Source organism: Stenotrophomonas chelatiphaga, from assembly GCF_032054965.1.
GTDB lineage: Bacteria > Pseudomonadota > Gammaproteobacteria > Xanthomonadales > Xanthomonadaceae > Stenotrophomonas > Stenotrophomonas chelatiphaga.
Map to the genome: position 1 here is coordinate 85,582 of NZ_DAMBRS010000001.1, position 13,345 is coordinate 98,926.

Genomic DNA, 13,345 nt, shown 5'->3' on the forward strand with positions numbered 1-13,345 from the left:
AAGGCTCGGCGCTACCCCCCTGATCCAACCTGGAGCCACACAATGAACGCGAATACCAACAAGATCGCCCTGGTGACCGGCGCTACCCGGGGTATCGGCACCGAGACCGTGCGCCAGCTGGCGCAGGCCGGCGTGCACACCCTGCTGGCCGGCCGCAAGCGCGACACCGCCGTGGAGGTCGCACTGAAGCTGCAGGCCGAAGGGCTGCCGGTGGAAGCGATCGAGCTGGACGTCACCGATGACGCCAGCATCGCCGCTGCCGTCGAGCAGGTCCGCGCGCGCCACGGCCGGCTGGACATCCTGGTCAACAACGCCGGCATCCTGCTCGATGACATCAGCAAGGCACCGTCGCAGCAGTCGCAGGACGCCTGGCGCCGCACCTTCGACACCAACGTGTTCGCGCTGGTGGCGGTGACCCAGGCGTTCCTGCCGCTGCTGCGCGGATCGGCTGCTGCCCGCATCGTCAACGTGTCCAGCCTGCTCGGTTCGATCACCCTGCACAGCCAGCCGGGCTCGCCGATCTATGACTTCAAGGTGCCGGCCTACAACGTGTCCAAGAGCGCGGTGAACGCCTGGACCGCACAGCTGGCCTACGAACTGCGCGATACCGCGCACAAGGTCAATACCGTGCATCCGGGTTACGTAAAGACCGACATGAACGGTGGCGAAGGCGAAGTGGAGGTGTCGGTGGGCGCGCAGTCCAGCGTGCAGATGGCGCTGCTGGACGCCGATGGCCCGAACGGCAGCTTCACCTACCTGGGCGAGGTGCTGCCGTGGTGATCAAGACCCTGGTGGTCGCCCTGACCAGCGTGCTGCTGGCTGGCTGCGTGACCGTCGGACCCAACTACACGGCACCGGTGGAAGCGCCGGTGACCCTGCAGGGATCGGCGGCACCGGTGTACAGCACCGAGTCGCCGGTGGCGACCTGGTGGGCCCAGTTCGATGATCCGGTGCTGGAGGAACTGGTGCACCGCGCGCTGGCCGACAACCTTGATCTTCGTGTCTCGGTATCGCGCGTGCGGCAGGCCCGTGCGGTGTTCGTGGAAAGCCGGCTGGACCAGGCCCCGCACGTCACTGCGGGCGGCTCGTATGACCGCCGCAAGCAGCCCGATGCGCTGGCCGGTGGCGAACGTGTGTTCAGTGAAACCTACCAGCTCGGCTTCGACGCCGGCTGGGAGCTGGACCTGTTCGGTCGCCAGCGTCGCGCCGCCGAGGCGGCCCGCGCGGACCTGGATGCGGAGTGGGCCAACCTCGCCGACGCCCAGGTGCTGGTCGCTGCCGAAGTGGCACGCAACTACTTCGAACTGCGCGGCACGCAGAAGCGGATCGCGGTGGCCGAACAGACCCTGGGCAACCTGCGCGACACCCAGAAGCTGACCGAAACCCGCTGGAACCTGGGCGCCGGCAGTGAGCTGGACGTGCAGAGCAGCCGGGCGCGCTTGAAGGCCATCGAGGCCGACATCCCGCTGCTGGAAGTCGCCCAGACCCAGTCGCGGCATCGCCTGGCGGTGCTGCTGGGCCTGCGCCCGGATGCGCTGGACAGCGTGCTGGCCCCGCGCGAGGTGCCGGCCTTTGCCAAGGCATTGCCGCTGGGCGATACCCGCGAACTGCTGCGCCAGCGTGCGGACGTGCGCGTGGCCGAACGGCGGCTCGCCGCAGCCACGGCGCGTATCGGCGTGGCCACGGCGGATCTGTTCCCGCGGCTGTCGCTGACCGGCTTCGTCGGCTTCCTTGGCGGTGATGCCAGCGGGCTGGTCAACGGCAGCAACAAGGCGTGGTCACTGACCCCGTCGCTGAGCTGGGCTGCGTTCGATTTCGGCACCGTGCGTGCGCGGTTGAAGGCCAGCAAGGCCGAAGCCGATGGCGTGGCGGCGCAGTACGAACAGGCCGTGCTGCTGGCGTTGGAAGACACCGAAAACGCGTTGACCCGGTATGCCAAGCAGCAGGCCCGGCTGGCGATCGTCGCCGAGCAGGCGCAGGCCGCACGGCGTGCGGAAACGCTGGCGCAGATCCGCTATCGCGAGGGTTCGGAGGACTTCCTGACCCTGCTCGATGCGCAGCGCACGCAGCTGTCGGCCGATGATGCATTGGCCGCCGCCGAAGCAGAGGTCAACGTCAGCGTGGTCGGTGTGTACAAGGCACTCGGCGGCTGGGGCCAGGCAGCGCAGCCAACCATCGCGCTGGCCAACTGACCTGGCGGGGTGACGACCGTCGGTCGTGGGTGGGTGACGACCGTTGGTCGTCACGCCGTTGCGCCAGCGCCGGTAACACCCGGTAGTGACGGCCGCTGGCCGTCATGCCTTCATGCCGTTGGCTTACCGCGCATCCCACTCCAGCTCCACGACCAGCGGGAAATGATCGGACGGCAGGATGCCGTCCACCCGTGCATCCAGCGTAGCGAAGCTGCGCGCCTTGAACCCGCGCACCAGCACCCAGTCCAGTTCCGTGGTCGCCTTCCCGGTGAAATCGTGGAACGTCTTCTTCGGCCCCAGCGGTTCGGCGACCTGTGTGCGCGCATCCTGCAATGCCGTGGTGAACGCGGCATACGTAGGTCCGCCCGGTTCACTGTTGAAGTCACCGGTGACCACCACCGGGATATCGGCCGGCAGCGTTTTCAGGTGCGCCACGATCGCCTGCGCGCTGCGTACCCGCCGCGGCTCGTCCTCATCGCGGTAGGGCAGGTGGGTGTTGAACAGATAGAAGCGCCGTCCGTCTGCCACGCGGCGGAACAGCCCCCAGGTGACCATGCGCGGGAACAGGTTGCCCCAGCTGATGCTGCCCGGCACCTCCGGTGTATCGGAAAGCCAGAAGTTTCCAGACTGTTCAAGCGCCAGCGCCTTGCTGTCGTAGAACACGCCCATGTGCTCATCGCCATCGCCGCCACGCCGTCCTTCGCCGAACCACCGGTAGTCCGGCAACTGCGCGGCCACGTAGTCGGCCTGCTCCTTGACCAGTTCCTGGGTTCCCATCACATCCGGGTGCGCCGTGCGGATGGTCGCCACCAGCGCCTCGCGGCGGTCCGGCCAGCGTTTCTGCGGCGCGGTATCGGCGGGCGTGCGTACGTTGAAGGACATCACCTTCAGCGGCGCGGGCGGGGTAGCCGCCGCGGCCGGCAGCGCAAGCGCCAGCAGGAGCAAAGCGGCAGGGCGCCGCAGACGGTGCAACATGGGAATCCCTCCATTCCAGTCAGACAAGGTCGGGACAAGGTTCGCATGGAAGGGAAGGGACCGGATGTGCCGTTCCGGCTGGTTGGCGCATCACGCGGGCAATGCATCCCATCGCTGCACCAGCCCCACCAGGAACAGCAGCCCGTACACCAGGCAGATGGCCGAGCTGACCCAGACGAAACGTGCACTACGGCCATTGCCGACCAGCACGAACGGGCCCAGCAGCGCGCGCAGCAGGAATACGCTTGCGATGGCAACCAGCATCGGGCGCAGCAGGGGCAGGGGGGCGATCAGGCCCGCCCCGGACAGCGCATAGGCAGCCCATGCCAGCAGCACCACGCAGATCATGCTGGTCAGCGCCGCCGGAACGCGGCTGCCGCTGCGGGCTGCCGCCACGATACGGTCACCCGCGCCGCACCACTGGTAGCCCCGCGGGCCCTGCACGATCACCACCAGGTGCAGCAGCGCGGCCAGTGCGGTCAGTGCCGCGGCAACGACCAGCACGGGTACGTTGAAGGTGCCCATCAGTGGACCTGGTTCATGCGCGTTCCTGGACGTCTTCAAGCAGCGCCAGCCGTCCACTGCGGCCGCTCCAGCGCGCATGGTCCGGCAGCGGTTGCAGACGCTCCAGCAACACCGGCCAGCGCTGCGCCAGCAGGGCGTTCAGGGCCAGGAAGTGCTGGTTGCCCGCATCCAGCGCGTTGTCGGCGACGATCGCATCTTCCGGGCATTCCGGGACGCAGAGGCCACAGTCCACGCATTCCTGCGGATTGATGGCGATGAAATTGGGGCCGACGTGGAAGGCGTCGGTTGGACAGATGTCCACGCAAAGGGTGTGCCGGCACTGGATGCAGTTCTCGGTCACGACGTAGGTCATGGAGAATCTCCTGAAGATGAGGCAGTGACGCTGTTCAAGCGGTCAGCCCCCCGTCGATCACGAAGGTCTGGCCAGTCAGGTAGCCGGCGCTGGAGGACAGCAGGAAGTTGGCCAGCGCAGCCACCTCGCTGACCTCACCCAGGCGTTTGAGCGGGATGTCGGCGGTGATCGATCGACGTATGGCAGGATCGATCTGCTCTACCATCTCCGTTGCGATGAAGCCCGGGGCGATCGCGTTGACGGTGATCCTGAAGCGCGCCAGTTCCACTGCAAGGGTCCGCGTGATGCCGATCATCGCCGCCTTGGTCGCGGCGTAGCCGACCTGGCCCTTGTTGCCTCTCAGGCCGGTCACCGACGACATCTGGATGATCCGGCCCCGGCGCGCCGGAACCATGGCCGAGGACATGAAGCGGCTGAAGTAGATCGCCGAATCGAGGTTGGTGGCCACCACGTCGCGGTAGCGCTCCACGTCCAGGTTGAACATCAACTGGTCGCCGGTGATGCCCATGTTGTTGATCAGGCCGTACGGCTCGCCGAAGCGTGCGATGAGCTGCTCGCAGGCCTGCTCCACCGCGTCAGCGTCGCGGCCATCGCACTGGATGCCGTGCGCCTGCCCGCCCGCCTCGGCGACGTCCTGCTCGAGCTGTCCGGCCGCTTCGGCGGAGGACTGGTAGGTGAAGGCCACGGCATAGCCTTCGGCGGCGAGCGCCTTCACCAGGCCCTTGCCGATGCCGCGGCTGCCCCCGGTCACCAGCACCCAGGGGGTGTTGATTGAAGTGGTTGTCTGCATGTCGGTCTCCCGTTCGACTCGTTGTGAGGTGCGCTGCGCGTTGCTGGATCCTGCGGCGGTCATGCGCGGGCGGGCTGCCGGGTCCACTGCCTGGCAGTCATCTCCGCATAGCCGAATGCCGCTTCGTAACTGGGCCCGGCCACCCACGCGCTGAGGAAGTGGACGCCGCGTACCGGGAATCCATGGTGGAAGGTGTGGCCCTTCAGGCTGGTGCCGACCATCGCCCCGTAGCCCGAACCATCGGTGTTGTTGGTGAACCGGGCGTAGGTATGCGGCGTCGCGGTTTCGGTGTGCAGCACGTGTCCGCGCAGCGCGGGCGCCTGCCGCTGCAGCCGCTGCACCAGCATGGCCGCGGCGCGCGCCTTCTTTTCCCGATAGGCCGGCGTGCGCCGTGGCGGCCAGTGCGCGGCCGAGTCCAGCACGTTCAGGCACAGCACGTTGCCACCTTTGGCATCCAGCGCCCGGTAGTTGGTCACCTCCATGGGCGAACACTGCCAGTAAGCGTGCTCGCTGGCGGCCTCACCGGCGCCCGGCTGCATCGCGGCGCGGCGCGCGGCAACCGCCGCCGCCGGATCGTCGGCGAACAGCATCGATTCGGTATGTGCAACGCCCAGCGTGGACGGGTCCCCGTCGGTCACCAGGTAGACGGTAGTAGTAGAGCGGGCCGGCTTGAGCGCGGCCAGCCGGCTGATCGTGTCCTCCAGCGCCACCTCGCTGCCGAACAGGTTGCTCGCTGCATAGTGCGGAGAGGTGTTGATGTAGACCTGCCCGGCATGGAACGTGCCGCGCCGCGTGCGCACCCCGGTCACGCGTTCGCCGCCATCGGTGAGCACCTGTTCCACCGCCGTGCCGAGCAGCAGCTGGCCACCGGCATCGATCACCTGCTGCGCCAGCAGGTTGGACAGGTGCTGCGAGGAGCCGGTGACGTAAGCATTCCCACGGCACAACGTGGCGTACATCACGTGCAGGTAATACAGGTAACCCAGATCCTCCGGATACCCGCCCACGTAGATGCCCGGTGCGGCCAGCAGTTCGATCAGGAAGGGATCGTCGACCAGTTCGGCCAGGCCCTCATACACGGTCCTGGATTTCAGGTGGCGGTGCGCATGGCGCAGTTGCGCCATGTCCGGCTCGAAACTGCCGTCCTGCATCTGGAACTGGTGGTAGCCATTGCGACCATGGGTGAGCACCTGCTCGAAGAACGTGGCGATGCCGGCCGCCTGCCGCGGGAAGCGCGCGCTGAGCAGCGCCTGCACGCCGGCGGCATCGTTGGGCAGGAGCAGGGACTGGTCGACGTGCTGGGCGCAGAAGTAATCGGCAGGCCGTACCAGTCCCAGCGCGTCCTCCAGGCCCAGGCCGCGCAGGATGCGCAGCAGGTTGCCTCCTTCATCCATGCCGCTGAGCTTGTGCAGGCTGCAGTCGAAGGTGGCCTCCACGCGCGGGCGAGAGAACGTGGACGCATAGCCGCCCGGCACGATGTGCTTGTCGATCAGCAGCAGCCGCGCTGACGGATCACGCTTCACCAGCATGGCCGCGCAGGCCAGGCTGGTGATCCCGGCACCGACGAAGATGGCATCCCAGTGCTGCGCTGTCATCAGCGCAGGCCCAGTTTGTCCACCCACGCGTACAGCGCGGAGAAGCGCTGTGCGTTCAAGCGGGCGTTGTGCTGCGACCGCCATACCGCCTCGATCGCCGCAGCATCATCGGGCTGCACGGGGAATTCGAACGAGGTGTGCAGCGCGATCTCCGGATTGTAGGTGTACATGTCGATCAGCCGCGGGAAGATCTGCCGGCACATCGCACGGACCTGTTCGAGCTCCTGCGCGCTTGCGGTTTCGAAGTAGCACTCGGCGATCCACCTGCCGAAGGCGATATGCCGCGCTTCGTCGTGGTGGTGTGCGCGGAACAGGGTGCGGGTCATCGGCTCCACGTCCGGCCCCTGGCTCGTATGCATCGCGCCCATCTCCGCCACCCATTCCAGCAGCAGGGTGAACAGCACGCCGACCGGCGGTGGCATGGCCGGCAGCGTGTCGGTGAGCAGGGTGTACAGGCCCTGCGGTGGCTGGAACAAGGGCAGGCCGGCCTTGTCCATGAAGCGCTTGAAGGTCAGCGTATGGACGATTTCCTCCTTGGAGAACACCATCAGGTATTCCTGCAGCTCCGGCGCGATGCGTGCGTGGTCACGGGTGATGTAGCCCATGTACAGCGGTGGCAGGGTCTGTTCCAGCCAGATGAACATGGAGATATCGCGCGCGGTTTCCAGCCAGGCCAGTTCGAGCCGGTTGTCCTCGGTCAATGCCTCGGCGAAGGGCGTGCCGGTGATCCAGAGGTGCTCCAGGTGCTTCGGCGCGATGCTTTTGTCGACGGGTTCGTGCCACGGCAACACCGTGGCGTGGTCCATCGTGTCCAGGTGCGAAGCTTCACTTAGGCGGAGCACTTTCCCGATCCGGGCAGGGGTGAGGGTGAGCGTGGTTTCAGTCTGCATGGTGGTCCTTTGCGGCGCGTTGGTCAGGCGGTGAGGAACACGCGGTCAAGCCGGCGCCTGCGCTGCCTGGGTGAGCCCCAGGATGTAGTCGCAGAGCGCCTGCAGCGTGCTGATGTCGCCGCTGGCGAAGGCCTTGGGATCCATTGACACGCCAAGCTTCTTCCTCACCACCACCTGCATTTCCACGAAGTCGAGGCTGTCCAGGTCCAGTGCTTCGATCGTGCTCTGCGGGGTGATGTTCTCGATCTCGTCATCCTTCAGTTCCAGGATCAGTTCGCGGATGATGTTGAAGACGGATTCAGTGGTGTTCATGGGTATCGTTCTCCTGTGGGTGGGCCAGTTTCCGGATCATCAGGCCCAACGTGATGGTCATGACGTGGCGCTGCTGCAGGTGCACGCCAAGCTCGAGCGTGCCCACTGCTTCATCGTCACTTTCGACCAGGTCGATGTTGTCGATCTGGTAATCGACGACGGGGGGAAGCGCACCGGCGAGGCAGAGTTCGCCGGCGAATACGGTCTGGTGCGTGGTCTGCACCAGCAGGTGCGAGGTCAGGGTGTGGATGAGGTCGAGCGGGTCGTCCAGCCGCAAGGCGGGTCCAAGCCGATCGAATACCGTGCCGAGGCGGTAGCGGACGAAGTCACCGAATACCAGCGCATCGAGCGCGACCCATCGATCCAGCTGTTTGCCGAGGCCGCCTTCGAACTGGTGCAGCCACGCAGCGGTTTCGCCCACCGGAAGGGTGATGCGCTGCGCATCGGAGTCCCAGGCAGGCGGTTCGATGCGGCGTGCACTGCCGATGAAATGTTCCGCATCGCCCGTGCAGGGACGCAGCTTGAATGCGGTACGGCCTACCCGAGGGACCAAGGCCAGGCTGACGTCGCGGTCGCGCAGGACCGGCGCCTTCAACAGCGATTTGAAATGGATCCAGGGTGCGGCGTCCTGCCCCGGTTCCGCTGCCGCTGCCCGCCCCAGCGCCTGTTTGATCGGCAGCATCGCCAGCATCCCGTGGACCACCACGTCGGCGGCATTCATGCGCAAGGCCGCTTCGCGGTCGAAATGGATGGGGTTGCGGTCGCCGGAGAGCCGCGCCCAGGCCTCGATGTCGTGGCTGTCGAAACGAAGGTCCATGCTTACTCCGCCCGGGCGATCATCACGCCCGCGTTGGCGCCGCCGAAGCCGAAGCTCAGGTTCAAAGCGTTGTGGATGTCCTGGTCGTGCAGGTGCTGGTTGGGCACGTAGTCCAGATCGCACTCGGGGTCGGGGCGGTCCAGGTGGATGGTGGCGGGGATGGTGCGATGGGCGATGGCCTTCAGGCACAGCACCGCCTCCAGCGCGCCGGCCGCACCGATCAGGTGGCCGGTATAGGACTTGGTGCTGGACATCGGAATCGCATGTGCGGCCTGGCCCAGTGCTTCCTTCAGCGCGTTGGTTTCATTGACGTCATTGAGCGGCGTGGAGGTGCCGTGCAGGTTCACGTAGCCGATGTCTTCGGGGGCCACGCCCGCCTGCGCGCACACCTGGCGGATCACCTGCACGCGTGCCTGCATGTCCTCGGCCGGTGCGGTCATGTCATAGGCGTCGGAGAAATTCGCATAGCCGGTGATCTCCCCCAGGATGCGGGCGCCACGCTGCCGTGCCAGTTCGTAGTCCTCCAGGCACAGCACCGCTGCGCCTTCGGACAGCACGAAGCCACTACGGTCCTGGCTGAAGGGACAGCAGGCGCGCCGGATGTTCTCCTGCTCTTTGCTCAGGGCTTGGATCACATCGACCGACCAGACGTTGAACTGTTCTTTCAACGACTCGCTGCCGCCGGCCAGCATGACCTTGGCGCGTCCGCTGCGGATGGCCTCGTAGGCTTCGCCGATGGCGATGGTGCCGGTCGCGCAGGCGGCCACCGGGCTGTTCTGCACGCCACGGAAGTTCCAGTTCATGGTGACGCCGGCGGTTGCCGCGTTGCACATCGACATGACCGTGGCGAACGAGGTCGCCACGCCGGTCTGGCGGTAGTCATTGTTGTTGTCATTGGCGGTATCCAGGCCACCCCAGCCGGTGCCGAGCATCACGCCACGTTCGAACGGCGTGCAGATCTCGTCGAGCGTGGTTTCGCCGAATGCCATGCGGATGGCCTCCTCGGCCGCGACCAGGCAGTACTTGGCGAACAGCGGCAGCATCTTGGACGTCTTCTTCGGGAACGGCCGCATCTGCTCACGCCCGAAGTCATCGATGAAGCCGAAATAGCGCGCGGTGATGGCGGGATCGTCGTGGGTATACCGCTTGTAACCGACGCGGTAGGCCATGATCGCCTGCCAGATCGCGTCGGCGCTGGTGCCCATCGAGCTGATGGCGCCGTAACCGGTAACGGCGACGCGGCGCGGCGGTGGGGTAACGGGTTTATCCATGGTGCTGGTCTCCTGCAGCAAGGGAGATGGGGCGTCGCCGCGTGGTGGCGGCAAGCGAGAATCAGGCATCTGCGAAGGCGCGTTCCACGACGTAGTCGCCGGCGTGACCGCGTCCCGGGGAAACGGCGAAGCCACGGGCATCGAGCAGGGCGCGTGTTTCTGCCAACATGGCCGGCCCGCCGCAGATCATCACCCGGTCGTTGTGCGGCGAAAGCGCAGGCAGGCCAAGCGCATCGCCAAGCCGGTCATCGGCGATCAGGTCGGTGATGCGGCCCTGGTGCAAGAAGGGCTCGCGGGTGACGGTCGGGTAATACAGCAGTTTCGAACGGACCGCCTCGCCGAGATGATCATGGCGCGGCAACTCGTGCTGGAGATAATCGCGATAGGCGAGGTCGGCGGCCACGCGCACGCCGTGCATGAGCACCACTTTTTCGAATGCGTCATAGGTTTCCGGGTCGCCTGCCAGGCTGAGGAACGGAGCCAGTCCGGTGCCGGTGCAGAGCAGGTAAAGCACCCGGCCTGGCCGCAGGTCGGAAAGGATCAAGGTGCCGGTCGGTTTGTTACCCACCAGCACCCCATCGCCAGGCTGCAGGTGTTGGAGTTCAGTGGTAAGCGGGCCGCCGGGCACCTTGATGCTGAAGAACTCCAGATGTTCTTCATGGCTGGGACTGGCCAGGCTGTAGGCGCGCATCAGCGCACGCCCTTCGCGTTGCAGTCCCACCATCACGAACTGGCCACTTTCAAACCGGAATGACGGCGAGCGTGTGGTGGTGAAACTGAAAAGGCTGTCATTCCAATGACGCACGGCGAGGACGCTTTCTACCCTGTTTGATTTTCCTGCAACCGGTGTCGATGTGTTTTCCCGCGCGGGAAAGGCGTGGGCCGAATACTGCACAACGTCTGGAACATTCATTCAAACTGTGACCGCATGAATGTAGGAAGTGCGACCTTAGTTTTGGAGTCGCGCGCCGGGTGTGCGGCCGGTCACAGTGCTGGTCGTCAAGGTATATACATAAAGTTCAAGGCGTCATGCATGGCTTTTTGGCCGCATGAAATGTCGCAACGCGCGGGTCATTTAGTTCAGATCTTTCTGATGGAAGAAGTGGGTTTGTTGCGAACGCGACAATGTGCGGGATGCGCCTGTAGCGATTTCCGTCCAATGTCGTCGGCAGCGCCGTCAAGGTTCTTCACTCGACGCAATCGGCGGGATCACCGGCACACGACATGGGTCCCGATACGCTTGGGCCAACACGTAACTCCCTGTCGGAAAGGACTGTCATGATCAAGTGGGCCATCATCTTCGCCATCATCGGCCTCATCGCCGGCGCGCTCGGCTTCGGCGGCATCGCCGGTGCGTCGGTCGGCATCGCCAAGTTCCTGTTCTGGGCGGGCATCATCATCGCCGTGGTGCTGTTCCTGCTTGGCATGACGATCGCCAAGAAAGTGACCTGACCGGCCATTCGCGAGCGAGTCAGCAAAAAGCCGCATCGGTGACGATGCGGCTTTTTTATCGGGCGCCGGATCAGCCGAAGGAAGATGCGTTGATCACCGCTTCCACATGGTGTCCATCGGGATCGATGAGGAAAGCCGCGTAGTAGTGGGGGCCGTAATCGGGACGGGGGTCGGGCGCACCATTGTCCCGGCCGCCAGCACTGACACCGTCACGATGGAAGGCATCAACCGCTTCCGGCGATGTGGCTACAAAAGCGATGTGGAAGCCATCGCGCGGCAGGGCGGCATCGTCGGTGAGGTTGAGCAGCAACAGGTCCTGGTCGTTGACCAGGCCATAGCCGATGGATTCATCGCCGTCGAAGACGCGGCGGTAGCCCAGTGCGCCGAGGGCGGCGTCGTAGAAGAGACCGGCGCGGGCGAGGTCGCTTACGCCCAGAGAAAGATGGTGGAACATCGGACACCGCAGTGGGGAACGGACGGTGAGCATAGCGGTGTGTCGGCTTCCGCACTGCGCGGGATACAGCGCTGGCGGCATCTCTTCCCGCCGCATTTCATCGAAAAGCTGGAACAGCGGCTGGAAGCGATGCAGGCGGAGCGTTCCCGACCGTGCGACGTGGTGGTGCCACTGCGACCGGCCACCGGCACGCTGCAGCGCGCGAGCCATGCGGCCGACCCGGCGCAGGATGGAAGCACGGCGGTCCCGGTCAGCACGCTGCGCGCGCTGTCCAACATCCTGGATTTCCTGCACACCGCGCATCTGCTCCAGCAGGACCACATCACCGCCAGCATGGTGTCCGAACAGAGCGTGGAGTGCCTGATCGTGTGCGGGCGGGAACTGTTGAAGGGCCACGCCGGCGCGATGTGGACCAACGCATGAAGGCCGGCGATGAGGCGTGCCACAACCCCGATGCAGTGAATCCGCGCGCCGCGCGGCCGGCTGCGCGAAGCATCCGCCTCAGGCGGTCGGCAGGAACGGGGGCGGCGGCTGGTTGGTCACTCCCCAGAACATGCCAAGCTCCTGTACGGCGGACAGGAATTCGTCGAAGTCGAGCGGCTTGACCACGAACGCATTCACGCCCACTTCGTAGCTTTTCACCAGGTCGCGGTCCTGGCGGGAGGCGGTCAACATCACCACCGGGGTATGTCGCAGGGCGGCGTCGCGGCGGATCTCGGCGAGCACTTCCAGGCCATTCAACTTGGGCAGTTTCAGGTCCAGCAGCACGACGACCGGGCCACCGTGGTGCTGGCCGGCGTAGCGTCCGGTGCTGCGCAGGTAATCCAGCGCTTCTTCGCCATCGCGCACGTGGATGACCGGATTGAGCAACTGGCAGCGGGCCAGTGCGGCGATGGTCAGCTCTGCGTCCTGCAGGCTGTCTTCTACGAGCAGTATCGGTCGCAGGTCTCTCATGCAGCGTCCTTCTGGATCGATTCGCCAGCGTCACTGGTCTGGCGTAGGGGGCGCATAGATTTGCATGAGGCTGCCCCGCTGTCAGTACTCTGATGAACGGTTAACATTAACGCTTCAGGATGTTCGTTCAGACTGTTCTGTGACCTGCTTCGCACCTTGGACTTCCCAATTGGCCAAACGCGTCAGAATCACGCGGGTTTAACCGGCGCGTCGACAAATTGACGCTGCGCGAAGGGTCAACAGGGGGACTCTGCACGGAGGTGAAAGCCTGCGTAGGCGTGAAAAGCCCCCCACACACAGGACTCACTCATGGAGCTCATGATTGCGCTGCTCGGCATTGCCGCAGCCTTTGCCTCGACGCTGGTCGTGCTGCAGGCGGCCACACTCGTATGGAAGAAGCTCCGCTTGCGGCGCGAAGCCATCAGGAGATCGATTGCCTGATGACTGCTGTTCGCTACGCCTATGCAAAAGCGCGCCATTGGCACGCCTCACCGTTGGTATCGGCCTGGGCCGCATGCCGTTATGCCCTGACCGGCGACACCGGGTATTTCCGGTCCCATGCGGGCTGGAGGCTGTCGCGCATCCAGCGCGGTTCATTGGTGCAGGATGACTGAAGCGGTAAACGAAAAAGCCCGGAAACCCTTGAAATGCGGGGGTTTCCGGGCTCTCGCGGACCTTCCCGGTCCCTTCAATGGTGGAGGTGGGCTCTACCCATTTCCATTCGTAAGTGATTGAGTAGACAGCTAGTATTGCGATGCTGGGGGCA

18 protein-coding genes are annotated in these 13,345 nt (G+C 65.2%); 6 read left to right on the top strand and 12 right to left on the bottom strand.

From position 1 onward, the window contains the following. Nucleotides 1–42 precede the first annotated feature (42 nt). Nucleotides 43–780, top strand: coding sequence for an SDR family oxidoreductase (locus RTX79_RS00435; protein WP_312680952.1), 738 nt, complete (start codon nt 43–45; stop codon nt 778–780). After that, on the top strand, nt 774–2,192 hold the full coding sequence (locus RTX79_RS00440) for an efflux transporter outer membrane subunit (protein ID WP_312680954.1): 1,419 nt from the start codon (nt 774–776) through the stop codon (nt 2,190–2,192). The genes RTX79_RS00435 and RTX79_RS00440 overlap by 7 nt, the downstream gene beginning before the upstream one ends. Nucleotides 2,193–2,315: 123 nt before the next feature. On the opposite strand, the gene RTX79_RS00445 is transcribed toward RTX79_RS00440, so the two are convergent. The 10 genes from RTX79_RS00445 to RTX79_RS00490 all read right to left on the bottom strand — a co-directional run bounded on the left by RTX79_RS00445 (nt 2,316) and on the right by RTX79_RS00490 (nt 10,524). Next, nucleotides 2,316–3,167: an endonuclease/exonuclease/phosphatase family protein gene (locus RTX79_RS00445; protein ID WP_312680956.1), complete on the bottom strand. Its 852-nt coding sequence runs from the start codon at nt 3,165–3,167 to the stop codon at nt 2,316–2,318. A 90-nt stretch (nt 3,168–3,257) separates the two neighbouring features. Beyond that, a complete protein-coding gene (locus RTX79_RS00450; protein WP_312680958.1) occupies nt 3,258–3,692 on the bottom strand; it encodes a hypothetical protein in 435 nt (144 codons plus the stop codon). A gap of 13 nt (nt 3,693–3,705) precedes the next feature. After that, complete coding sequence (gene fdxA / locus RTX79_RS00455) at nt 3,706–4,044, bottom strand: ferredoxin FdxA (protein ID WP_312680960.1); 339 nt, start codon at nt 4,042–4,044, stop codon at nt 3,706–3,708. Between the two features lie 34 nt (nt 4,045–4,078). Beyond that, nucleotides 4,079–4,834 (bottom strand): 3-oxoacyl-ACP reductase FabG, encoded by a 756-nt coding sequence (gene fabG / locus RTX79_RS00460; protein WP_312680962.1) that lies wholly within the window; start codon nt 4,832–4,834, stop codon nt 4,079–4,081. A gap of 59 nt (nt 4,835–4,893) precedes the next feature. Next, nucleotides 4,894–6,429, bottom strand: coding sequence for a phytoene desaturase family protein (locus RTX79_RS00465; RefSeq protein ID WP_312680964.1), 1,536 nt, complete (start codon nt 6,427–6,429; stop codon nt 4,894–4,896). Further along, nucleotides 6,429–7,271, bottom strand: coding sequence for a diiron oxygenase (locus tag RTX79_RS00470; protein ID WP_312680966.1), 843 nt, complete (start codon nt 7,269–7,271; stop codon nt 6,429–6,431). The genes RTX79_RS00465 and RTX79_RS00470 overlap by 1 nt, the downstream gene beginning before the upstream one ends. 93 nt (nt 7,272–7,364) lie before the next feature. Beyond that, on the bottom strand, nt 7,365–7,631 hold the full coding sequence (locus RTX79_RS00475; RefSeq protein ID WP_312680968.1) for an acyl carrier protein: 267 nt from the start codon (nt 7,629–7,631) through the stop codon (nt 7,365–7,367). After that, complete coding sequence (locus RTX79_RS00480) at nt 7,618–8,448, bottom strand: MaoC/PaaZ C-terminal domain-containing protein (protein WP_345784469.1); 831 nt, start codon at nt 8,446–8,448, stop codon at nt 7,618–7,620. Before RTX79_RS00480 ends, RTX79_RS00475 begins: the two co-directional genes overlap by 14 nt. A 2-nt stretch (nt 8,449–8,450) precedes the next feature. Then, nucleotides 8,451–9,719 (bottom strand): beta-ketoacyl-[acyl-carrier-protein] synthase family protein, encoded by a 1,269-nt coding sequence (locus tag RTX79_RS00485; RefSeq protein ID WP_345784470.1) that lies wholly within the window; start codon nt 9,717–9,719, stop codon nt 8,451–8,453. A gap of 61 nt (nt 9,720–9,780) precedes the next feature. Then, on the bottom strand, nt 9,781–10,524 hold the full coding sequence (locus tag RTX79_RS00490) for a ferredoxin--NADP reductase (RefSeq protein WP_312682148.1): 744 nt from the start codon (nt 10,522–10,524) through the stop codon (nt 9,781–9,783). Between the two features lie 473 nt (nt 10,525–10,997). Here RTX79_RS00490 and RTX79_RS00495 point away from each other — a divergent pair, with 473 nt between their 5' ends. Continuing rightward, the gene (locus RTX79_RS00495; RefSeq protein ID WP_042612362.1) at nt 10,998–11,171 is read left to right on the top strand and encodes a DUF1328 domain-containing protein; all 174 of its coding nucleotides are present in this window, start codon (nt 10,998–11,000) and stop codon (nt 11,169–11,171) included. 70 nt (nt 11,172–11,241) lie between these two features. Here RTX79_RS00495 and RTX79_RS00500 read toward each other — a convergent pair whose 3' ends face one another. Continuing rightward, the gene (locus RTX79_RS00500) at nt 11,242–11,625 is read right to left on the bottom strand and encodes a VOC family protein (RefSeq protein WP_312680974.1); all 384 of its coding nucleotides are present in this window, start codon (nt 11,623–11,625) and stop codon (nt 11,242–11,244) included. Between the two features lie 39 nt (nt 11,626–11,664). Here RTX79_RS00500 and RTX79_RS00505 point away from each other — a divergent pair, with 39 nt between their 5' ends. Then, a complete protein-coding gene (locus RTX79_RS00505) occupies nt 11,665–12,048 on the top strand; it encodes a hypothetical protein (RefSeq protein ID WP_312680976.1) in 384 nt (127 codons plus the stop codon). A 78-nt stretch (nt 12,049–12,126) separates the two neighbouring features. Here RTX79_RS00505 and RTX79_RS00510 read toward each other — a convergent pair whose 3' ends face one another. Then, on the bottom strand, nt 12,127–12,579 hold the full coding sequence (locus RTX79_RS00510) for a response regulator (protein WP_057506654.1): 453 nt from the start codon (nt 12,577–12,579) through the stop codon (nt 12,127–12,129). A gap of 309 nt (nt 12,580–12,888) precedes the next feature. Here RTX79_RS00510 and RTX79_RS00515 point away from each other — a divergent pair, with 309 nt between their 5' ends. Both RTX79_RS00515 and RTX79_RS00520 read left to right on the top strand, forming a co-directional pair. Beyond that, nucleotides 12,889–13,020: a hypothetical protein gene (locus RTX79_RS00515; RefSeq protein WP_312680978.1), complete on the top strand. Its 132-nt coding sequence runs from the start codon at nt 12,889–12,891 to the stop codon at nt 13,018–13,020. After that, complete coding sequence (locus RTX79_RS00520; RefSeq protein ID WP_312680980.1) at nt 13,020–13,193, top strand: hypothetical protein; 174 nt, start codon at nt 13,020–13,022, stop codon at nt 13,191–13,193. The genes RTX79_RS00515 and RTX79_RS00520 overlap by 1 nt, the downstream gene beginning before the upstream one ends. Nucleotides 13,194–13,345 lie beyond the last annotated feature (152 nt).

Bases quoted from the DNA above. Each gene is read 5' to 3' on its own strand.
- RTX79_RS00475 (WP_312680968.1), bottom strand. From the start codon at position 7,631: ATGAACACCACTGAATCCGTCTTCAACATCATCCGCGAACTGATCCTG.
- RTX79_RS00465 (WP_312680964.1), bottom strand. From the start codon at position 6,429: ATGACAGCGCAGCACTGGGATGCCATCTTCGTCGGTGCCGGGATCACC.
- fabG (WP_312680962.1), bottom strand. From the start codon at position 4,834: ATGCAGACAACCACTTCAATCAACACCCCCTGGGTGCTGGTGACCGGG.
- RTX79_RS00495 (WP_042612362.1), top strand. From the start codon at position 10,998: ATGATCAAGTGGGCCATCATCTTCGCCATCATCGGCCTCATCGCCGGC.
- RTX79_RS00500 (WP_312680974.1), bottom strand. From the start codon at position 11,625: ATGTTCCACCATCTTTCTCTGGGCGTAAGCGACCTCGCCCGCGCCGGT.
- RTX79_RS00445 (WP_312680956.1), bottom strand. From the start codon at position 3,167: ATGTTGCACCGTCTGCGGCGCCCTGCCGCTTTGCTCCTGCTGGCGCTT.
- fdxA (WP_312680960.1), bottom strand. From the start codon at position 4,044: ATGACCTACGTCGTGACCGAGAACTGCATCCAGTGCCGGCACACCCTT.
- RTX79_RS00480 (WP_345784469.1), bottom strand. From the start codon at position 8,448: ATGGACCTTCGTTTCGACAGCCACGACATCGAGGCCTGGGCGCGGCTC.
- RTX79_RS00435 (WP_312680952.1), top strand. From the start codon at position 43: ATGAACGCGAATACCAACAAGATCGCCCTGGTGACCGGCGCTACCCGG.
- RTX79_RS00510 (WP_057506654.1), bottom strand. From the start codon at position 12,579: ATGAGAGACCTGCGACCGATACTGCTCGTAGAAGACAGCCTGCAGGAC.
- RTX79_RS00450 (WP_312680958.1), bottom strand. From the start codon at position 3,692: ATGGGCACCTTCAACGTACCCGTGCTGGTCGTTGCCGCGGCACTGACC.
- RTX79_RS00520 (WP_312680980.1), top strand. From the start codon at position 13,020: ATGACTGCTGTTCGCTACGCCTATGCAAAAGCGCGCCATTGGCACGCC.
- RTX79_RS00485 (WP_345784470.1), bottom strand. From the start codon at position 9,719: ATGGATAAACCCGTTACCCCACCGCCGCGCCGCGTCGCCGTTACCGGT.
- RTX79_RS00515 (WP_312680978.1), top strand. From the start codon at position 12,889: ATGGAGCTCATGATTGCGCTGCTCGGCATTGCCGCAGCCTTTGCCTCG.